This is a genomic window from Myxococcales bacterium (assembly GCA_016699535.1).
In the GTDB taxonomy this organism is placed as follows: domain Bacteria; phylum Myxococcota_A; class Polyangia; order Polyangiales.
In genome coordinates, this window is record CP064980.1 from 658,734 (window position 1) to 680,539 (window position 21,806).

At 51.8% G+C, this 21,806-nt stretch carries 17 protein-coding genes; 11 read left to right on the plus strand and 6 right to left on the minus strand.

Annotated features, from left to right (window positions below):
- Nucleotides 1-98: 98 nt before the first annotated feature.
- Entirely contained in the window at nucleotides 99-356 is a 258-nt protein-coding gene (locus IPJ88_03245; GenBank protein QQR90766.1) for a hypothetical protein, read from the minus strand.
- Between the two features lie 178 nt (nucleotides 357-534).
- Here IPJ88_03245 and IPJ88_03250 point away from each other — a divergent pair, with 178 nt between their 5' ends.
- The 7 genes from IPJ88_03250 to IPJ88_03280 all read left to right on the plus strand — a co-directional run bounded on the left by IPJ88_03250 (nucleotide 535) and on the right by IPJ88_03280 (nucleotide 6,969).
- Nucleotides 535-1,707: a trypsin-like serine protease gene (locus IPJ88_03250; GenBank protein ID QQR90767.1), complete on the plus strand. Its 1,173-nt coding sequence runs from the start codon at nucleotides 535-537 to the stop codon at nucleotides 1,705-1,707.
- A gap of 108 nt (nucleotides 1,708-1,815) precedes the next feature.
- A complete protein-coding gene (locus tag IPJ88_03255; GenBank protein ID QQR90768.1) occupies nucleotides 1,816-1,968 on the plus strand; it encodes a hypothetical protein in 153 nt (50 codons plus the stop codon).
- 52 nt (nucleotides 1,969-2,020) lie between these two features.
- Complete coding sequence (locus tag IPJ88_03260) at nucleotides 2,021-2,581, plus strand: transposase (GenBank protein ID QQR90769.1); 561 nt, start codon at nucleotides 2,021-2,023, stop codon at nucleotides 2,579-2,581.
- Between the two features lie 209 nt (nucleotides 2,582-2,790).
- The gene (locus tag IPJ88_03265; GenBank protein QQR90770.1) at nucleotides 2,791-3,636 is read left to right on the plus strand and encodes a hypothetical protein; all 846 of its coding nucleotides are present in this window, start codon (nucleotides 2,791-2,793) and stop codon (nucleotides 3,634-3,636) included.
- Between the two features lie 366 nt (nucleotides 3,637-4,002).
- Nucleotides 4,003-4,905, plus strand: coding sequence for a hypothetical protein (locus IPJ88_03270; GenBank protein ID QQR90771.1), 903 nt, complete (start codon nucleotides 4,003-4,005; stop codon nucleotides 4,903-4,905).
- A 254-nt stretch (nucleotides 4,906-5,159) separates the two neighbouring features.
- Nucleotides 5,160-5,354, plus strand: a complete 195-nt coding sequence (locus IPJ88_03275) for a hypothetical protein (protein ID QQR90772.1) — start codon at nucleotides 5,160-5,162, stop codon at nucleotides 5,352-5,354.
- A 247-nt stretch (nucleotides 5,355-5,601) separates the two neighbouring features.
- Nucleotides 5,602-6,969 (plus strand): hypothetical protein, encoded by a 1,368-nt coding sequence (locus tag IPJ88_03280; GenBank protein ID QQR90773.1) that lies wholly within the window; start codon nucleotides 5,602-5,604, stop codon nucleotides 6,967-6,969.
- A 565-nt stretch (nucleotides 6,970-7,534) separates the two neighbouring features.
- On the opposite strand, the gene IPJ88_03285 is transcribed toward IPJ88_03280, so the two are convergent.
- The gene (locus IPJ88_03285; GenBank protein QQR90774.1) at nucleotides 7,535-8,263 is read right to left on the minus strand and encodes a DUF4397 domain-containing protein; all 729 of its coding nucleotides are present in this window, start codon (nucleotides 8,261-8,263) and stop codon (nucleotides 7,535-7,537) included.
- 481 nt (nucleotides 8,264-8,744) lie between these two features.
- On the opposite strand from IPJ88_03285, the gene IPJ88_03290 reads away from it, so the two are divergent.
- Nucleotides 8,745-9,554, plus strand: coding sequence for a hypothetical protein (locus tag IPJ88_03290; GenBank protein QQR90775.1), 810 nt, complete (start codon nucleotides 8,745-8,747; stop codon nucleotides 9,552-9,554).
- Nucleotides 9,555-9,697: 143 nt separating this feature from the next.
- Here the strand turns inward: IPJ88_03290 and ychF are convergent, their stop codons facing one another.
- The gene (gene ychF / locus IPJ88_03295; GenBank protein ID QQR90776.1) at nucleotides 9,698-10,801 is read right to left on the minus strand and encodes a redox-regulated ATPase YchF; all 1,104 of its coding nucleotides are present in this window, start codon (nucleotides 10,799-10,801) and stop codon (nucleotides 9,698-9,700) included.
- On the opposite strand from ychF, the gene IPJ88_03300 reads away from it, so the two are divergent.
- On the plus strand, nucleotides 10,782-13,220 hold the full coding sequence (locus tag IPJ88_03300) for a TonB family protein (GenBank protein QQR90777.1): 2,439 nt from the start codon (nucleotides 10,782-10,784) through the stop codon (nucleotides 13,218-13,220). The two genes, ychF and IPJ88_03300, sit on opposite strands and share 20 nt — an antisense overlap.
- Nucleotides 13,220-14,302 (plus strand): hypothetical protein, encoded by a 1,083-nt coding sequence (locus IPJ88_03305; GenBank protein ID QQR90778.1) that lies wholly within the window; start codon nucleotides 13,220-13,222, stop codon nucleotides 14,300-14,302. The genes IPJ88_03300 and IPJ88_03305 overlap by 1 nt, the downstream gene beginning before the upstream one ends.
- Nucleotides 14,303-14,576: 274 nt before the next feature.
- On the opposite strand, the gene IPJ88_03310 is transcribed toward IPJ88_03305, so the two are convergent.
- From IPJ88_03310 to IPJ88_03320, 3 genes are all read right to left on the minus strand, one after another.
- On the minus strand, nucleotides 14,577-18,026 hold the full coding sequence (locus tag IPJ88_03310) for an efflux RND transporter permease subunit (GenBank protein ID QQR90779.1): 3,450 nt from the start codon (nucleotides 18,024-18,026) through the stop codon (nucleotides 14,577-14,579).
- Nucleotides 18,027-18,072: 46 nt separating this feature from the next.
- A complete protein-coding gene (locus IPJ88_03315) occupies nucleotides 18,073-19,206 on the minus strand; it encodes an efflux RND transporter periplasmic adaptor subunit (protein ID QQR90780.1) in 1,134 nt (377 codons plus the stop codon).
- A gap of 204 nt (nucleotides 19,207-19,410) precedes the next feature.
- Complete coding sequence (locus IPJ88_03320; protein ID QQR90781.1) at nucleotides 19,411-19,758, minus strand: hypothetical protein; 348 nt, start codon at nucleotides 19,756-19,758, stop codon at nucleotides 19,411-19,413.
- 580 nt (nucleotides 19,759-20,338) lie between these two features.
- Between IPJ88_03320 and IPJ88_03325 the strand changes: the two genes are divergently transcribed.
- Nucleotides 20,339-21,673, plus strand: coding sequence for a serine/threonine protein kinase (locus IPJ88_03325; GenBank protein ID QQR90782.1), 1,335 nt, complete (start codon nucleotides 20,339-20,341; stop codon nucleotides 21,671-21,673).
- Nucleotides 21,674-21,806: the final 133 nt, after the last annotated feature.

Genomic DNA, 21,806 nt, shown 5'->3' on the forward strand with positions numbered 1-21,806 from the left:
TGCACCGCTGCACGTTGGAGGGGCTCGAGGGTGGAAATTTACTGCCTCCGTGCGCCCAAAGCACTGCCAAACCCGGCGCCATCTCACCCAAGTCCCACCTACACTGCGGTCGCTATGCTTTCAGTACACACCATGGTGGCGATGACCCCGTTCTGCGGCCAGCTGCGTCTCAATATCTTTGTTTCGGAATCCTTACGCTTTTCACGACGGTGCCGCGGCCTTGGAATACCGACGAAGTCGTAGCGCTTATCGGCATTCTCTGCCGGATCGTTGGGATCTGCTTGCTTGGCTTGGGCCCAAGCGCTTGCTGAGATAATGAGATACAGGAATGAAACAAGGGCGGATCCAACTTTCACCGATCTCGCTTTGCAGATTTTAAGCATGAGGGAAACTCAATTCTGACGCAGGCGTTTGGGACACATCATGTGCCGTTAACAGCGGCAATTGTAGCGCTGGGTATAGTGGTCTCCAGGTTGCTATGATTTTTCCCAATCAATTCATTCTTTGAAAAACAGCTGAGGGTTGGCATGAAAAATGCAGCTGATCCAAGGTATGACGCAATCAGGTAAAATCCGGGTCGTTAGCTTCCTATGCTTGTTATTTCTTGTTTTTTCCGGAGTGGGATGCTTTGGCTCTGAGCCCTCTCTTGAAGGCCAAGGAGGAGCGATTCGTGGGGGTATCAAAGGCGGACTGTCCAGTAGTGTAACCGTGATTTTGCCCGTGATCGAAAACGGGGAGGCTAAACCGAAAGTCTCAATGGGTACTGCCGTGGCACCACACCTTATTCTTCTTGCGGCGCATTCCTTAGTGGAGAAACCCAACTTTGATTTTGATCATAACGCTGAAGCAATCATCGTTCTGCCGAAGATCCCAAATATTCGAGACCATGCGGAGCAAATATATGTGCCAATGTCTCAGTTGACCTTCCATCGGCATCCGAGCTATCCGGATTCCAAACAAAACGATATCACACTACCCAATGTATCGGATGTTGGATTCATTCGACTCCCCGATAGCGTGCAACTTCCGAATGCACAGGCTCCACAGTTCGCCAGAGCAGCTTTAGCTTGCAACAGTCAGCTTAGCACGGATAGTACAACAGGCTGGCGTGAAGATTTGGGACGCAACGGATACACAGAAGATTTGTGGACGGCTGACGTAGAGGTTAATGTCATTCGGAACTGGTACTATTCTAGTTCCGGTGGTGCTCCCGGTGAAACAGGTGACTCAGGCGGGCCAATGTATACGACGTTTGCTGGGCAAGTCGTGCTCTATGGTGTGTACAGTGCGGGAAGCGATGACTATCTCGAGGAAGGCAACCCACAGTCGCCAACTTCCAGGAATCATTTTGCGCGTATTGATAATGTGTGGGAATGGTTGGAAGTCAGTCTATTTTGTCTAGAAAGTGGGGATTGTACTCCGGGGCAGCGGAGTGCTCGATTGGGAAGCGAAAATCTTCCTTATTGTGGTGATGTACTTCCGGCTTCTACAGGTTTGGACAGAACTGACCCTGATTTTTGGCAAGGGCGATTACGTTGTGTCAAAGGCTCTTTGGACGGTTACGATGCAAGCTGGATCAACTTGGGTGACACGCAAGAAACCCATTCAGGGCAGTGTGATGCCTGCGTAGTCCATACCGGTTGCCTTGATCAAAACAGTGGCGCTTGTCCACCACGGACGGATGACCCGATCGTGTTTTGCGAATGAAGCCAAGTAAGTTGTGCCATCTGTCATACATTACACGCCGTGGATTTTCACCGGAGCCTATTGCGAAGTGAAGGTGTAGCTCTTTCCACAGCTTTGTAGGATGACTCGGTGGTATGTTGTTCTGAGTGGGTTGCAGCGTTTGCAAGCGCAGTGCTGATTGCTGTAAGTGGGCGGGCGGAGTTCAGCGCCGGGGGCAAGTTCAAAACAGGTGGACGCATCGATGGAGTCGTTGCAGTCGATGCGCAATGGGATATCAAATAGCGTTTTCCATGCGCTTTCCTTCTTGGATTGCAATTCAGCCCTGGCCGCAAGCTTGACCACGGTCGTGTCGTGGTTTTGGATGCTGAGTTGCAAGTGGCCTGAGTTGTCGCGCTCGAGTTCGAGTACAACAGCTGGTTTGCTTTGTGGATCAGGGTTTTCGTCGGATTTTTCTGACTCGGCTCTTGAATTTGTGTTCTACAAACTCAAGCGCCACTGGGCCGATGCCGCCGAGGCGGTGGTGTTTGAGCCGCTCGACCTGATAGCCAAACTCTGTGCCTTGGTGCTGCCTCCACATTTTCATCTTCTGAGATATCACGGTGTCCTGGCAGCCCATGCCACACAGCGTAGTAAAGTCGTGCCAGGGCCGCAGGATGAAAGCAACAGGGCGCAACTTGCGTTGTGGAACGATGACCCTCAAGAGCCAAGGCCAAAGCGCACCCCTTGGAGCAAACTCCTTGCTCGAGTTTTCAACGTCGATGTGTCCGTTTGCCCATCTTGTGGCGGTCACATGAAAATCATCGAGTTCCTCGATGCTCAGAATGCCGCGGGCTTACCCCGTGCCCCACCAGCGAGCATCCGTGCCCCACAACTTCCCTTGCCCTTTGCCGGTTGACTGACTCCGCCGCAATGCACCGCTGCACGTTGGAGGGGCTCGAGGGTGGAAATTTACTGCCTCCGTGCGCCCAAAGCACTGCCAAACCCAGCGCCATCTCACCCAAGTCCCACCTACACTGCGGTCGCTATGCTTTCAGTACACACCATGGTGGCGATGACCCCGTTCTGCGGCCAGCTGCGTCTCAATATCTTTGTTTCGGAATCCTTATGCTTAGCGCTGCGGCGGCCTACATGGATCCCAAGCTAGGATGGGATTCCGATATTTTCGAAGTTGGTCAATCTACTGGTGAGGCCGCCCGCACTTTGGCCGAGATAGTTCAGCGCACCGACTTTATGAGAGTCTTGGGCGATAGTTATCAATTTCATCTGGTTTTTGACATCACGCAGACCGATTCGCAGCAACTTGATGCGATCATGAAACTATGGCTCCTCGGAAATGAAAAACTCGCTCTAAAAGGCCTTGTAGTTGATTCGGAGTGGATGTTCACGGCCTCCCCTCTTGCATTGCCCGACATCAAAAAAATCGAATTCGTTTATCAAGCACTTGTGAACATTGCCAGCGGAAACGGGCCCGCACGCGATCTTGATGACTTTGCAAAATTTCTTTGGATGGGTTTTCGCGATCGAATTTATGCGAGCTCTCAAACTACCCTCGACGGCTTGGTGGGGCTGGAAACTCGTGGCGCTCACGTGCCGCTAATCGATAAACTTGAGCTCAACGCAGGCATTGCCACGAGTATGGAGAACGTCGATGCACCGGCACGCCTTGGTTCAAATGCAAGACCTTATTTGCTGAGCGAGCTTTCGTGGAGAAACGATTTCAACTACGGCGCAGCGGATTCAGCGGTACATTACGATCATATTTTTTTCCTTTCCAAGGTCGAACCAAGTTTGCCGAGCGCTATGAAAAATAGCCAATATTACTATCTGCCATTTTTTGAATGGGAACGCCGCATCAACCACCAGGCTTCCGAAAACGCCATCATCGCCGCGCGAGAAGCCTACAGAGCTGGCCTCGATGAACTGATAGCCAGCCTTCCTCGGGGCGTATAGTGGACAGACTACGATCTAAGACTTGCAATGGCTCAGGGCGTCAAGGACCTCATTCACGAATGGGCGCAAAGCACTCAACTTTGGAAGAACTATTGATGAGAGTGCCGAAAGGTGTGCGAGCAACCGTGTTTGTGGGTAATGGAAGAAGCCACAAGCGGACGGCTCATGTGCAAATGACAACCTCCCATTATCGATTGCATATACGCTACAAGAGCGAGGGCTGTTCCTTATTGGGAACAGAGCATGTTCGCATTGTGCGCTGAATTGATAAGATATGCTCCATATTGCCATTATTGGAGGATGCCATTTTTGCTCCACGTGGCATGGGTTTTGCAGAGTTTGCAAATACCGGAAAGGTGTTGCCTGGTGATGTCTATCGATAAGCGTGTTTTTTTTGTTGCGCTTGGTGTTCTTTTTGGTGGGTGTGAGGGCGTGGTGCTCGAGCCCTCCGAAGGAGGCTCGCAAAGCAGCAACCTACCGCAAGCCACCGATAATGTAGGTAACGACTCCAATAACGAAGGAAGCGTCGATGATGGCAACATTGACGATGGCGCAAGCGACAGTCTCCTAAACTGTCAAAGCAACGGTTCGGGCGGATTGAAGGAGGACATTTTTGAGCAATCCTTTACCGCAAGTACCGGGCAAACAAGCAACTATCACCTTTACGCCGCGGCTCTGGACTGGAACGAGCCTATGGGTTTGGCGGTCATTTTGCACGGAGACGGTGGTGGTTTCTATACCAGTCCCCAGTCGGGTGCTAGCGGGATGGTTCCGATTCTTAATGAATACAATATGTTGAGCCTAATCGTTCGAACACCCGATTTCTCGACCAACACATGGTGGTTAAACGGAAGTGACAACGTTGAGTTTCTTAGTGAATTGATTGACCAGCGCGTTTTGGAACAGTACCCCATCAACACAGACAAGGTACTTATCATTGGTTATTCCGGTGGTGCCGAGTTCACAACCATCGACTATGTGCCCGGCGATGGAGAGCACTTTTGCGGAGGCGCTGCGCTCGTGTTGGGCTCTGGCTCGCCTCCGTCAGGAAACCCCGAGTTCAGCACGGATTTCAAAAATAGCTTTAAGTTTCATTTCTATGCTGGTCAAAACGATCAATACCTTTCTGACGCCCAGAAGGGAAGCGAGAAGTACACCAGTCTCGGTTTCACCGTAACCACAGAATGGCCAAGCGGAATCGGTCATGCCACCATCCCCTTTGCCAACGTTCTTGAAGAGCAGTTGGAAAAAGGCTTGCTCAACCACTAACTTTGGGGTCTCGACCTTTTCCCAAAGCCGTATGGCAATCTCCGTTTTCCATAGCGTGGTGAGGTGTCGATTCGGCGGTGGGCAACGTGCTCACTCACCTTCGTGCAAAGGTTCGACTTTGCGTTGCACCTTGATCTTCATCTGCAGGTGCTGAACCTCGATGAGGTGTATGTTGTTGTTGACGGGGATTTTTCTCGCTGCATGCGCCCAGTAAAACCAAGTTTGTAGGGATTGCCAACGAAGCCAGCCGTAAAGTGCTCGGCCATCTCGGTGAGGATGATTTCATCGAGCCCGACCACGATTTATTCATGCCGTGTTTGGCAGCGGCCAGTGCGCAGGGCAAGGACCGAAGTGATGTCGTGCCTGGACGAAGACTCTATTTCGCAAGCAACTGCTCCGGCTGTCAGGGCGATGTCGACTTATGGATGGCAACGCGCTGCTGCCAGTAGTTGCAGCGCAACGTTGCGAGTATCTTAAGTCATCAGCCTTGGGGCAAAACGCCCTCTGCTCAGCATGGGTACCTTCATATACATACCCTGATACTCACGCATCGCGCCCAAAAACATTGAGCAAATTCTCTTTTGCAGTTTCATCCACCCAGCAATTGAAACAACATTGCTCAGGCACACGTCTTGCATTCCGATCCAACATAGAAAGAAATTTTACATACATCTCGGTAAAGGACCTACGAGTATCATGACGTTCTTCGTTTCAAAATCAACCCGTATGTTTACGCGAACCCTTGCGTTTGTTTTGATACTTTCACTAAGCCAAAATTTGAGTAGCTGCGCTTCGCAAGACGATGTTGGCATCGAGGCTTCCGGGGATGCATCGATGACGGCCGTGTGGGGAGCACTGCAAGGCTTTTCCATTCCCGCATTGCCGGTTGCGGTGGGAGCAGGCTTAGCCGTAGCTGCATATCAAACCTATGAAACGGCCAAGGCATACGTGGAGCAGCAAGCATTGCTTCGAGAGCAAATCGTTTCTGTAACGCAGAATAACCTAAACCTGTTTCTTGCAGGACAGCTGCAAGCCAGCTGGATTCAGGCCAGCTTAGATGACATGCAGGCACAAGGTCTCATCATGAACAGTGACGATTTCATGACCAACTTTCGCTACGTTGCTCTTCCAGAGATCGCTAAGCGACTGAGCGATAACCGTAGCGTGGTGTGGCAGGGTCACATGCATCCCAATGGAACCACGCTTATCTTGCCTAGCGTAGCAGAGGTGCAGCAGTTTTTTACCGTAGCACTACGAATCACCGCATTGTTTTCTCGCGTTGATCTGGGCGTCACCTGGCCGCAATCTGAGACACGGGCTGACAAGGGGGCTCTGTCGGAGTGGCTTATATCGCGCATTGCTGAACTCGGTAACGCCAGCCTTGCGCAAAGCGGCGAAACGGCCGCCGCAGGGTTTGATGTGGCACTAAACAGACACATTGTAAACGGGGCTGAAGCATTTATGCTCACTTTGATATCGATCAAAACGCTAACGCTCAACAGCGATCAAACGCTAGGTGACTGGGATGGTGATTTAGAAAAGCTCAAAGCAATGACAGAGCGCATTAAAGAGCTCAAAGAACAACTTGCTAACGGCACACCGCTCGAAGAGGTGCTAGAAGAGTTTGTCAAACTACTCGAAGATCTCGTAATACTCATCAACAAGCTAATGTTAAGGTTGGTGTACGGAGATCTAAACGCGGAGGTGCTCACTGAAATCAAGAAGGTACTTTTAGAACTGCTCGATACGTTTCAAGCACTTAGTCAAGATTTAATAGATATCTTCAAGGAGGAACGGCATACCATGGCGCTTTACAGAGAACTTTGCCTTGCCGTGAATACGACCTACAAGTTTATTCGACAGTACTTGCAATGGCGATCAGATGCCAACCTCGAAATGCCAGATAAAAAACACTCGCTGTTCTTGCTTTTCCTTGAAATCCAAATGCGCGTTACTGAAATTCCTTATGTCCATCCTGGAGCGCTAACTCAGTGGTTGCAAATTGTCGATAGCCGCTGCTTTACGGAAGGTTACCTTAGTAGCGAAGAACATTCTCTCTGGTAGTGTGACGGGGCGTAGGAGAGGTATCATGAAGAGAAGCCCGCCGCTCCCAGAAACGGTAAGTGCGAGCGGGAGTTGGTTTAAACTATGAGCAAAAAGGTCAAAAAGGCTCTGAAATTCGAGGTCAACGAAGTTGGTGTCGTGGTGCCCGCAACCGTCTTGAGCAACGATGTTAGTCGCCACGCTCGAACACCTTTCCCTTTACAGTTTAGGTGTCCACTTTTTCCAGTCCAGTCCAGCAAGCCGTGAGACGTTTTAACCGACTCATTAAGGCAAGATGTGCTGCGCCAGAACACCCTGGCAGACTTTCCTTGACGGCAAAACAAATTGGAAGGCTAAACCTATTAAAAGTCGCGTAACATCATCTGACAGACAACTTTTCCAATCAGGATGACTGTCACACTAAGTCTCGCCTACTACAGTTTAGCACTCAAGCACTTACGAACTATTCCACGTGAAAAACGGCCGGAGCATGGGCTTTATGGCAACCGGCACAAAAATAACCCCGCACCTATCTTCGTTGCGGGGTTATTTGCTCACCGTGTTGTGTGGTTTTAAAGACAGAAGCTTAGTTCGCGTCAATGCGGGCTACAGTACTGTCCTGAAGCTGAGCAAGCAGGTACACGTCGGTGCCATCGTTGACCGCGAATACGTTGGCGATGCTACCCCCGGCAAGATCAGGCAACTCGAAGACGAGGTCCGGATTTGCATCATCATCAACGTCGATACCAAGGGTGTAGGCTCCAGCAGGCAAATCAAGATAGTCACCAGCGATTCCAAACCCCACGTTTTCATAAAGAGGTTCTGGATCACCCGTATCGGGGATATTCCAGATATCGACTTCGCCCACGCCCACAGCGGTATGGATGGCCCGCACGCTAATGTTGCCAGCGCTGCTGGTCGCAATATCATCCTTCAGAGCCAATGCCTGTAGGCTAGCGAGTTCATTGAAAGCCACTGCTGTATAAGCGCTGCCCGCCATCAAGGTGAGGCCATCCACAGCTAGCACTGAATCAGCCGCGGTGCTACCTGCCGCAGACACGTCAATGTCATAGCTTCCAGCGTTCAGGCTCAGGTATTCGGTCCCAGACCCGAAGGCAAGGTTACTGACCACCGGTGTAGCGTCCATATCGACAAACACGTCGACCGCGGGTGCATCAGCCGAAAGATGAATGACCCGCAGTTGTGCGGCTGAGGCCCCATTTTGATCGCTGTCCTCGTCATCACAAGCCGCCAGCAGGAGCACAGTCATTAATGACATCATTCCCATGCCAACCCAGTTCATTAAGTTATTCATTGCGTATCCTTTCTCATTGTGAACAGTTTATGTCCATATATTTTCTATACAAAACCAGAACAAACAGCTTTTTGCTAGGCCTTCTGCCAACGTTTATCGTCCAGCCGCACTGATGCCATGACCAAGCGTTTTGTCATTGCTTCGGATTTCGGCGCGCCGCGCCCCCAAAAGAGCCTGCTTTTGCGCAGCGCAACCTTTTTCCATCGCCTTCGCTCACTAGGCTTCACCCGCTGAGGCTCAAATTCATCCTTTGTAATACTAGGCTTAGGGGTCAACACACCTACACTGTGGACTTTATGCTCCAGCTGGGGACAGCTACTGGCAACTCAAGTTGCACTCTGCTTTGGGCGCTGAGTCGGAGGATTTACCCATAATATTTTGCTTTTTTCGGTTTTATCTCGAGATGAAAGCGCCAAGAGCATTGGTATGCTTCTTGCTTTACCGAAGCTGCTTTCTGACACAGATGAGGAGAAGCCTTCCAATGTTGATTTGCAAAAAACGAACTGCCCTATCTCTTGCCTTGGCGCTAAGTGCTGTTGGCTGCGCCCTTCAAAGCGAGGACTCCGCAGCTGGAGAGAGCGCATCATCAACCGCCTTGGCGCCTGATCTGTGTTACCTCAACTCGTACAGTGAGCCCAATGGTAACAGCTGGGAGTATTTTAGTTACTTTGGCCAGTTTGATGTTTTAACAAAAGATGGCTTTGCAGCGTTGCGCACCTGCCATTACGAGCATGGATCGATCGAGGCAAACAGCGCGCAGGCCGCTTCCTTTGTGGCCGATAACTGGGCTCCCTCAACTAAAAACGCATTACCGGGCGCGCAACAGCAAGCCTGCACCGGCGTCACGAACATCACGGATGATCAAGTGGGCTATCAAATTCCTTATCATGACTATCAGTACACGCACGACAGCACACAATGCGATGCCTATGTTCAAGTCAAGCTTTCCAACATTCCTGCTGGCTACGATCTCGACCTCTTTGTCGTCAAAGATGGAAAGATCGTGACCAATTCGTCAAGTCCAAACCAGTCGCAATCACTCACCGCCATCGACCAAAAGGATGGCGTAGAGGGGATGAACTGCTCAAACGCTGTTGACTACAAGAGACCTTCTGAGCTTTTTAGCAGCCTAGCCACTGACGAGACACAAAACCACGAACAGGTCGTGTTCGCAGCCACCGGACATGGCGCCAGATACACCATCCAAGTTCAGAACATGACGCGTGATCGCTTTCCAGAAGGTGCTCAATATACTGTTGAACTAAGCTGCATTCCAGCCGGCGCAATCTAAAATTGGGGTCACTTTCCCCCAATTTTAGGCCCTATAAAAAAGGCGAATTCCGTCGCACTTTTGGCAGTTCTTTTTAGAGAAGTTTCAAGATTGAGCCATGTTAGGCCTGAAAACTAGGGTTGAAATTGCGAGGAAAGTGACCCCTAGACGTTGAAGCGAAAGTGCATGACGTCGCCGTCGTTTACGGTGTAGTCTTTGCCTTCGGTGCTCATTTTGCCGGCGGCTTTGCAGGCTGCTTCGCCTTTGAGCTCGACCCAGTCTTGCCATTTGATAACTTCAGCGCGAATGAAGCCGCGTTCAAAGTCGGTGTGGATTTCACCGGCGGCGCCGGGTGCTTTACAGCCACGCAAAATGGTCCAAGCACGGACTTCTTGCTTGCCCGCTGTAAAATAGGTGATCAAGTTGAGCATTTCAAAGCCCGTGCGAATCACTTGATGAAGAGACGGCTCTTCGAGACCAACAGAAGCTAAAAAGTCGGCGCGTTCTTCAACAGGCAGTTGCATGATCTCGGCTTCGATGTTGGCGCAGATCACAACCGCTTTGGTGTTTTCTTCTTTGGCGCGCGCAAGGACTTTTTGAACATGTGCGTCGCTTGCGGCGTCAGCCAGTTGTGCTTCGCCAACATTGGCAACGTAGAACAAGGGCTTGCTGGTCAACAAGAACAGATCGTTAAGCAAGGCGATGTCTTCTTCATCGCTAAGCTCCAAGGACGAAGCGCGCTTGCCTTCATCGAGGATCGGCACCAAGCGCTCGCACAAAGCGAGCATTTTACGCTCGGGGATGCTGCCAGATTTGGCAAGTTTTTGTGCTTTTTCCAGACGTTTTTGGCATGTTTCAAGGTCTTTTAATGCCAATTCTGTCTGGATGGTATCAATGTCTGCTATCGGATCGATACGGCCATCGACATGCACCACGTTGGGATCGTCAAAGCAGCGCACCACATGGGCGATGGCGTTGGTTTCGCGGATGTTTGTTAAAAATGCATTGCCGCGGCCTTCGCCTTTGGATGCACCTTTAACAAGACCTGCGATGTCGACGAAATCCACGGTAGCCGGGACTTGTTTTTGTGGCTCGACTATGCGAACTAACTCGTCAAAACGTGGATCGGGTACGTTGACCACCGCTATATTGGGATCAATCGTGCAGAATGCATAATTTGCGGCCTCGGCCTGTTTAGAGGATAAGGCGTTGAATAAAGTCGATTTGCCTACGTTTGGTAAGCCAACAATGCCGATTGAAAGTCGCACGACAGGCCAGGTACCCCGCCTTGGTCAAGCTTGCAAGCCTTGGTGCTTGTTCCTTGCCAGCTTTGGCGTTTTTTTTCAGTTTTCACTGGCGGCTGCCGAAGCCCAAGAAGAAAAAGACGAGCAAAACTCAGAGCAGAGCAGCCCGCGGGTCGTGCCACCCAAACTCAAGCACTTTGAAGAGGCCAAGTATCCCGAGGGCTTCGATATCGCGGACAGCCCAAAAACGGTGCTGCTGTCGCTGGAGATCTCAGAGCTCGGCACCATTAACAAAGTCGAGGTGCTCGAATCAGCCGGGCCTGAGTTTGACGATGCCGCGGTCTACGCCGCCATGGGTTTTGTGTTTGAGCCGGCAAGGGTGAACGGCAAAGCTGTGCCGGTTCGCATCAAGTATCAGTATATTTTCGAGATCAAAGAAAAAGTTGTTAAAGAAAAAAAGCTCATTGTCGAAAGCAAGCCCGCGGCAGCAACTACAGCAGACGATGAGGACGAGGTCGATAGCTTTACGGCCACCGCGCAAGTCGATCAACCGCGCGAAGTGACCAAGCGCACCATTGAATCGGAAGTGTTGCTCAAAGTTCCTGGCACACGCGGTGATGCACTGCGTGCGGTTGAGCTTTTACCCGGCGTGGGTAGGCCACCTTTTAGTTTGGGCCAGTTGATTGTGCGTGGCGCAGCTCCCGGAGACAGTCAAACCCAACTTGAAAGCTTGCCGATTCCGCTTTTGTACCACTTTGGTGGTCTGACCAGCGTGATTCAACCCCGATTGCTCAAACAGATTGATTTTTATCCGGGCAACTTCAGCGCTCGTTTTGGTCGACGCACCGGTGGTATTTTGGATGTGACACTTCGCGATCCAAAAGATGATGCTCTTCATGGCATGGCCGATCTTAATATCATCGATGCTTCGGTGATGCTGGAAGGTCCCGTTGGTAAAAAGGGAAGTTTTGCCGCCGCCGCGCGCCGCAGCTATATTGATTTGGTCTTGGACGCTGTGGTGCCGGAAGGTGACGTAAGTATCGTTGCGGCTCCTGTGTACTGGGACTACCAAGGATTGTTCAACTACAAAGTAAGTAGGCGCGATCAACTGCGCCTGCTCGTTTACGGAAGCAACGATACCCTGCGCTTGCTTTTTCAAGACCCTTCTGAAGGCGATCCGCTGATTCAGGGTAACTTTGGCATCCAAACCTCCTTTCACAAACTGCAAGGAAGCTGGATTCATCAGTATTCACGACGCACACAACATCGCATCGATCTTTCCGCAGGTTTGGTCAACTTAGCTTTCAATGTTGGCAACGATATTTCTTTTAATCTTGATAGCGTAGAGATTTTAGGTCGTAGTGAATGGCAGACGACCGTAACCAAACGACTACGCATTATCAGCGGCCTTGATATTCGCCTGCAGCCCTCCGAGTTTGCCTATACTGGCGCGCAACCGACACAACAGGAAGGCGACCCGGGCAACACTGTGGGCGGAGGAGATCCAGTCAGCACTCAAGATCTCATCACAAGCAAGGGCAACCTCTTTATCTATGAGCCCGCCGCCTATTTGACCCTCGATTTGTTGCCGCTAGATGCACTGCAAGTGCTGCTCTCGTTGCGTCTGGATTATTTTGGCTGGCTTGATCGCTGGGTTTTCGATCCACGCAGTGTGGTTCGTTACAACCTTACGGACGATACGGTGATCAAAGCAGGAGTTGGTCTCTACAGCCAGCCCCCCCAACCGCAAGAAGGAGCAAGTCAACTGGGAAACCCCGGATTACTTGGCATTCGTTCGATGCACCTAAGCACAGGCGTGGAACAAAAGCTTGGCAAACAGTACGAAGTGGGCGCTGAGCTTTTTTACAAATACCTTTGGGATCGCGTCGTCGGTACGGTGGGAAGTTTGCCGCCCTATTTTACCAATGATGGAACAGGCCGCATTTATGGGTTAGAGCTTTCAGGCAAAGTTAACCCTGGCGGAAATTTTTTCGGTTTTCTTTCGTACACTTTGTCACGCAGCGAGCGGCGCGATCGGGGCGAGCAGTGGCGTTTGTTTGATTTCGATCAAACACATATTCTTACCGTTTCAGGCAGCTACAAGCTTGGCGAAGGCTGGGAGGCGGGCGCAACCTTTCGTCTCGTAACAGGCAATCCTTACACCCCGATTACCGCTGCCATTTACAACGCCAATGTCGATGTGTATCAGCCCATCTATGGGCGAACCAATACAAAACGCAATCCCATGTTTCATCGTCTGGATGTGCGTATCGAAAAGCAATGGCTCTTTCGTTACTGGAAACTTGCTGCCTATTTGGATGTGCAAAACGTCTACAATCGCATGAACCCCGAAGGCATTCTTTATAGTTTTGATTACAGTCAAACCGGCGTGGTGTCTGGTCTGCCTATTATCCCCAGCCTTGGCATGCGAGGTGAGTTTTAATGAAACGCACTTGCTTCACGATACTCCTGCTTTTGTTTTTGTTTGGATGCCAAGACAATTTTGATCCGCCTTGGCTGATCAATAAACCACGCATTTTAGGAACCTACGTTTCGATTGAAGGACGGCCCAATCAAAATTGGCCACGCCCCGGTGAATCGGTGCGTCTCGATTGGCTTGTCGCAGACACACAAGCTGACACGTCGTATCAATGGTTCATGCTTGCTTGCGTTGCCGCACCAACGCTTTCTGGAAGTGGATTGTGCGCAGATCTCCCTTTTGCTTTATCGCAAGATACGGGCAGCGCACCGTTTTTTGAGTTGGCCGTACCGGAGGTCCTACCCGCGGAGCTAGCTGCCGCACTTCCCAAGGTACTTGTTGCAGGTGTGATTTGCGCACGAGGAGACCTTTCACTGAAGGAAGGCTTTGATCTACAAACTGCACAAAACAACCCTGATGTGTTTGCGTTGCTAAACGAGGGAACGGAATGCAATGGTCAAAAAACTGAGCGCACTCTCGTTAGTTTTGATTTGCAGATCGATTTGCTGGATCAACCCAACACCCATCCAAGCTTTGATACTGTACCGGTCTCTATTTTTCTTTCGGCTTGGGATGAACCGCCACCCGAACTTGCAGATCAAGGACCTTGCAGCCCACCGCCAGCCAACGACGCTGCTTCGCTCACTGGTGGGATCCTTGATTCAGATGGCAACATCAAAGTTCTTTCAACTTTTCAAATCGAAGACTCGCGTTTACCTGTTATCTCTCGTGATGATCCTGGGCTTCCCTTTATTCTGTATTTTGCTCCAAGCAGCGCTGATACTTATGTCGTAGGCTCTGAGACAAGTGCGTTAGTCACGGATGTTGAGAATTTTTATCTCTCTAGTTTCACCACTTATGGATCGCTTGATAAGTTATTCTCCGTTGCCGCAGTGGACTATCCTCAGGTTCTTGTACAATGGACGCCACCGAAATCAACGGACGAGGGCATTCCTAAAGAGCCATTTTTGACAGCGTTTTACTTCGTGCTGCGCGATTTTCGAGGCGGCTTGGATATGCGCCGCCGTCTGATCTGTGTTCGATAGTTCCACTGCTTTAGGATGTCTTCCTTTTGCACTGAAGCCGGAAGCTACCAACGCCTTTTTAGAAAAGCCCAAACACAGCATGGTTTTGAAAAAGACTGAAAACGCCTTGTCGATAACTTCTGGAAGAAAAATCTTTGTCAGAGGCGGTTGATTTAGCGGATCGCGTGCGGTGAATCCTCGCGCTAAGGCCAGCCCTCTGAATGGACTGTTTTATTTTTTGTTGTCGGTGCCGGTTGTGCCAAGGAGGACAGTCCGGCTCGCAAAGTCTTTCTGCTCACTGCTCGTCCTCGGATGGTCCACGATCCGCCGAAGGCTCGGCAATGTCGAGCGGATTGTTCGCAGCAGGCGGAACGGTGGCGCGGGCTTGCTCCTCGCTGAGAGGCTTGCTGGTTTCGTCGCGCAGCAGTTTGCGGCCATCTGCCATTTTGGCGAACAGGTAATAGAGACCGGGAATCACGACCACGCCGATCACTGTGCCCAAAAGCATTCCGCCAACACCCGTCGTGCCGATGGTTCGGTTTGCAACCGAGCCGGCGCCATGGGCGAAGACCAGAGGAATGAGACCAGCCACAAAGGCGAAGGATGTCATTTGGATCGGTCGGAAGCGCAGTTTGCCGCCCTCGATGGCCGCATCCTTGAGTGATGCACCGTCCCGCCGACGCTGCACCGCAAACTCCACGATCAGGATCGCGTTTTTCCCAAGCAGGCCAACCAACATAATCAACCCCAGCTGGGCCCAGACGTCATTGGCCAATCCCATTGCCTGCAAAAGGAAGAAAGAGCCGAAGATCCCGATAGGCAACGACATGATCACGGCCAGTGGAATCAGGAAACTTTCGTACTGCGCGACCAACACCAGATAAACGAACACAACCACGATCAGGAAGATAAAGAAGGCCGCATTCCCCTTTTTCGACTCGTCCCAGGAGAGGCCTTCCCAACCAAGGTCGTAGCCGCGCGGCAGTATGCTTTCGGCTACTTCTCGCACCGCAGCAATGGCTTGACCACTCGAGTAGCCACGCGCTGGAACAAGCTGAATCGCGGCCGAGGGGTACAAGTTGAATCGGGTGATCTCATTGAGGCCCTGTTGCTTTTTGATGCTCATGAAGGAGGAGTAGGGGACCATTTCCCCAGCTTCGTTCTTGACGAACAAGTTGTTTAGGTCCTCAGGCATTCGTCGGAACTGCGGCCATGCCTGAACATAGACCTTATAGAACTGGTTGAAGCGCACGAAGCCTTGCTCGTAGGTGCTGCCAATGAGGATGTTGAGGTTCGTGAGGGCTTTCTCGATTGATACGCCCTTTTGCATGGCCACATCATTGTTGATGACCAGCTCGTATTGCGGGTAGTCCGAAGCGTAGAAGGTGAATAAACTGCTCACCTCTTTGCGCTTAGACAAGGCCGTCATGAACTCGTCGGTAATGTCTCCGAGTCGCTTATAGTCGGCGACGCTTGATTGAGTCTGATCCAGGACACGCAAGGAGACTCCGCCGGCCGCACCGAAACCAGGAATCGCAGGCGGCTCGAAGAACTCGAGCTTGACGTCGGTCATCTTTCGCGTTTTTTCCTCGAGCTCTTCGATGACCTGGCGCACCGTGTTTTTTCGCTCGGACCAGTCTTTGAGGTTGATGATGGCGGTTCCCGCGTTTGAACCGCGGCCTTCGGTAAGAACCTCGTACCCAGCCACCGAGGTAACGGAAGTGACGCCTTCGATCTTCTTTGCAATCTTCTCCAGCTCCTGAGACTTAGCGTTGGTGTATTCAAGCGTCGAGCCCGGGGGCGTCTGAAGAACGGCGTAGATGACGCCCTGATCTTCACCCGGAATGAAACCGCTTGGCAGTAGGGTGTTCGCACCAACGATGCCGAGGGCAAAGCCACCGATGATTAGGACGGTCAGCAGGCGGCGTGTGACGATTGGCTTGAGCACCTCCGCGTAAAAATTCGTGCCCTTGTCGATGCCACGACTGAACGGCACCTGCACAAAGGGCACGCCGAGCAGCAAGAAGCCGATCGGCCCCCACAGCAAGTAGGCCAGATACACGAGCCCCGCCAGCAGCGGCGCTCCCACCATGGCGTAAAGCGCAAGGGTTTTAGCATTCAACTCCCGAAGCTTGCGCCACGTCGTCTTCTTTTCTTCACGGCTATGCTCTGCAGGATTGTGAGGTTTGAGAATCATCGCACACAGGACCGGTGTGAGCGTCAAGGCCACCAGACCGGAGAGGATGATCGTCGAGGCCATCGTTACACCGAACTGACGGTAGAACACGCCAACAGGCCCAGGGACGAAAGTGACGGGAACAAACACTGCGGTCATCACCAGCGTGATAGCGACGATCGCACCACTGATTTCTCGCATGACCTCCATCGTTGCTTGATAAGGAGGAAGGTGCGTCTCAGCCATCTTGGCGTGCACCGCCTCGACCACCACGATTGCATCGTCGACAACAACCCCGATGGCCAACACCATGGCGAACAGCGTGATCAGGTTAATGGAAAAGCCCATCAAATTCAGGATGAAGAAACTGCCGATCAGCGACACCGGCACAGCCAGCGTTGGGATAAGCGTGGAGCGAACGTCGCCCAGGAACATGAAGACCACCAGCGATACCAAGATGAAGGCCTCAAGCAGGGTGTGGAGCACCTTTTCGATGGAAGCATCCACGAACCTGGAGACGTCGTAGGCGATCTCGTAGTCCATCCCGGGAGGAAAGGACTTCTTTAACTCTTCGAGCTTCGCCTTAACTTCCTTGATCACTTCAGCCGCGTTGGAACCCGGGGCTTGTTTCAGAACGATGGATGCCGCCGGATGACCGTCGACATCGGAATAAATATCAAAAAACTCCGAGCCAAGCTCGACGCCGGCGTGCTTCTGAGCACTGGAGCTCGCCCTTGCTTGCTGGCCTGCATCTTCCTTGGGGGGCACACAAATGTCTTTGAGCCGAAGGATTTCACCGTTCGGTTTGGCCTTCAAAATGATGTTGCCGTACTGCTCCGGTTCGTTGTAGCGCCCGATATAAGTCAGCACGTATTCTTTGGATTGCGAGGTCATACCGGTGGCCTGACCAAGGCGACCCGGCGAACCAATGATGCTCTGCTCTGCCACAGCCTCCATGACATCTTCAACAGAGATGTCATAGGCACGCATGCGCTCGGGATTTAGCCAAATGCGCATTGCGAAATTGCGATTGCCGAGATTCACTGGAATGCCCATGCCCTGAATGCGTTTGAGCACAGGCATGATGTACACGTTGGCGTAGTTGAAAAGGTCCTTTTGGTCGGTATGCGAATCTTTGCTGTAGATGTTCAGGTACATCAACATGCTCGGCACGACTTGGCTGACCAGGATGCCCTCGCGCACCACCAACGGAGGTAAGCGAGACAGCATGATGTTGACTCGATTTTGTACGTTCACGACGTTGATGTTCGGATCCGTGCCTGGCTCAAAGAAGACCCTGATCGTTGCTTCGCCGGCACTCGTGGCGTCTGAAACGATGTAACGCATGTTCTGCACACCGTTGATCGATTGCTCGAGCGGAATCAGGACCGAGTCGACTAAGACCTTGGCACTGGCGCCGGGATACGCAATGGAGACGTAGACCGTTGGCGGCGCCACGCTGGGGTATTGTGCGATCGGCAGTCCCGCTATTCCTAACCACCCCAGGAACATGACGATGATCGAGAGGACGAGTGCCAGAGCTGGGCGGTAGAGAATTTTGGTAAACATAGTCGCCTATCTAGAGAAGGAACGCGTAAAGCACCCGCTGCATCCGCTATTCCGCATGGAATTTCAGGTTCTTGAGGGCCTTGTCCGGGCTTAGGACCTTGTATTTCAAGTGCTCACCTTCGTGGACCTGCCGGACCCCTTCGAGGATGAATCTTTCGTTTTCCTTCAGGCCACTCTCGATGACGAAAATATCGTCCATTTCATGCGAGACGGTGATCACGCGCTGATGCGCGATTCCGTCCTTTCCGACGACGAAGACGTACTGCTTGTCGAGAATCTCGAATGTCGCCCGCTGGGGAATGACGAGTACGTTTTTCAACGTTTCGTTGATCAACAAAGTGCCGGTCTGACCATGACGCAACAGGTTATCTGGATTCGGGAAATCCGCTCGGAATTGGATGTTCCCCGTTTCGTTATCGAAGTTAGACTCGACGGTAACAGTGTCGCCGGCGCTTTGGTCAAAGATCTCGCCGTTCGCCAAACGGAGCTGGATGCTCGCACCCGATAGCTTGAGCAGCTCGGGGGAGTCCGGATCGATCGCTTTCGGACGGGATTTGTAGCGGAGGTAGTCGGCCTCAGGAACGTTGAAGTAGACCCACATCAAACTGTTGTCAGACACCGTCGTGAGTATGTCCCCTTCGTCCACTAGGCTCCCTTTCTGCTCGTACTGGCGATCGATGATGCCGTCGAAGGGGGCCACGACGTTGGTGAAGCCCAACTTGGCCGCCGCCAGTTGTACCTTAGCTTGGGCCCGGTCTCGTTCGGCCTGCGTCATGGCCAGTTCCTGATCCGAGACCACCTGTCGCTCGAAAAGTGTCCGTGTGTTCCGCAAGTTAATATCAGCGAGCTCGAGCTCAGCCTTGTCAGCATCCAGCCGCGCCTTGTAGACGACGGGGAGAATCTTGAACAGCAGCTGGCCTGCTTTCACCGACTGACCCTCTTTAACCGGGATCTGCTCAAGATACCCCCGCTCAAGAGCACGGACTTCGATGTGACTGTGCGAATGGATTTGGCAGACGTATCCCTGGCTCGTTCGGACGTCCTGTACCGCGGGACGGGTAAGCACGACCGGGTGATGCGCCTCCTCCTGGGGTTGGTCTTGCGCTCGAAGCGTCTCGCAAGAGACAAGTGCAAGCGAAACCCAGAGCGGAAGGATGGTTCGGAGCAATAGGCGTTTCATACAGACTTGTCGTCCGTGGGTTCTAGTCATAAGGTTTACGATTCTAATCATGGCTGGGTTCTTGTAAGCTTCCAAACACTGTTCGTTGTTGGTTTCTTCCATTCGATTCGGTAATGTGCCCTGCGCGCGAATTCCCGCGCAGGCTGCATGCCTTGTCGAGGCGTCTCGAGGCGCCACATAGCGATAATGGGGAGGCGCCGCGTATTAGGCGGCAGGTGGTCCCCTAACGGGAACCGTTGCAATCCGGCCACTCGCCCGATGGTCAGCGATGTACGATCGGCCTACGCGCTCAGACAAACAGCGATGCGCATGCAGATTGTCGAACGCAAGCGCGCCAACTGATCTGTTTCCGTCCCAATCCAATTCATCAGGATTTGACTCAGAATAACTGACATCGACCGGCGCGCTCGGCGCCAAACCGTCGATCGTTGGAGCATCGATTGACGCAGTGAAATCTCCCGCATGCAAGCCTTGCGGCAAAGCCATCGGAGCAGCTACCGCACACAAAGCCAGCACCAAAGCGCTCAAAAACGCTGCCAAAACTGGCCGCATGCGCCAAGCTTCTGCCCCGGCCACATATCCTCTTGCTAGAGATTCACACCACATAATCTTATCAGAAGTATGCCGCAATCCAGGTGGCGCGGCAAATTGTACCGCTTTTGACCTCCGCCAACGGTACGGCTCTTATCACTCATCACAGATCGCAGCTCCTAGCACCGTATCCCCCACAGCGCAATCCGCATTCAACCCTGTCTTGGAACCCTTGCACTTGGCGTGAACCGATAGCCATCCAGGAGAACTTATCCGATCGGAATGAAGATCGGAAAAAACCAAAAGGAGAATCGCGAGATCGGCCCTTGCCTTTGACCTGATAAATCTCCCAAACGCATCACCAAGCAAAGTGACACGCTTCTTTGGTTGCCATCTTCGGGTTGTATCCGAAACCCGGCTGCCCTCCGGCTTTTCCGCGCTAGGATAGATGCGTTAACCCATTTTAGTACGCTAAATTAGGACCTTCATGAAAAGGGTTTTTTGCGGGTTTTTGGTAAAAAAATGATATGCTGGCGCGGATGACTTCCTTTAAACGGACTGTTGTGACACTTACTCCCATGAGTCTACTAGCCTAGTTATTATGGTCGATCGTATTGGTAATTGCAGAATTCTGAGTGAGATCGGCAGTGGCGGCATGGCCACAGTCTACAAAGCCGTGCAAGAGCCACTGGGCCGGACCGTTGCCATCAAAGCATTAAAGCCTTCGATCGCAGTGGACAGTCAGTTTGCCAAGCGCTTTGAGCGTGAAGCGCATTTCATGGCCTCGTTGCAACATGAAAACATTTTGCATGTGCATGATTTCATTAAGGAACGCGGCACGATGTACATCATTATGGAGTACGTCGAAGGCATCGATCTTTATGATCTGCTTGAACGCACGCCACGTCTTCCGGTTGAAGTCGCTGCCATCATCGCTTTGCAAGTCGTGCGCGCTCTTGATTATGCGCATTTTCGCGGGATTATTCATCGCGACATCAAGCCTGCCAACGTGATCATTTCACACCGCGGCGAAGTCAAACTCATGGACTTTGGTATCGCTCGCGATGACACTTTGGCAGACCTTACCGAAACAGGTACTGGGTTAGGGACACCCAGTTACATGTCTCCAGAACAGATTCTTGGCGATAAGCTTGATTTTCGGAGTGATATTTTTTCTTTGGGCATTGTGCTCTATCAAATGGTGGTCGGACGCAAACCTTTTGTAGAAGACGATACGCGAACGGTCATGCAAAAGATCCGGCTGGATCGCTATACGAGCCCACGAAAAGTAAGCAACACTGTTCCCCGTGCTTTGGAGCGCATCTTGGCTCGCTGCATGGAAAAAATGCCGGCCAATCGTTATCCATCAACCCAATCGTTGATTGATGATCTGACTGAGTTTCTCGCAACACGCATTACCACCAATTACAATGCGCATATGGTGACTCATTTGCGAGATGTGGGCGCCATTTCTGAAGTTGAAGCAGAAGAAATCTTGGCAGCGGGAGCTCCACGAGGCCCTCGCAACACTCACAAAGATCGTGGACTTCTAAAACAAATGACTATCGTTCAAGGCGTTTTACTGATCGCATCCATCGCCAGTGGCGCTGTGATCCAAGTTGCCAACGACGGCTTTGACAGACAGCGTCGCTCACGCGTCAGCTCGATGATGAGTCAATCGCCAACCGGCTACTTGCAAATCGTTGTCGACCCTTGGGCCGAAGTGTTTGTTGATGGACAACGTCTTGCCATTACACCCATCGCAAAGCCCATTTCGATTGCCCCTGGAAAACACTATATTCAACTCAAGAACCCTTACTATATGGACGGGGAGCATGAAGTCGATATCAAGAAGGACGAAATTAAGCGTTTGGAAGTGAAACTAAAGCGAGCCACATCGAGCAGCAATACCGAGGATGAAGGCAGTGACAAATAGACAGGATGTCATAAAAAAATGGCCGGTATTTGGTTTGTTTTGCATGCTCATGCTCGCAAGCGTGTTTGCAAACAATGCAAGCGCTAACAACGGCATTTACGTGCACGTTGTCAAACCAGGGAAACGCTTGCCT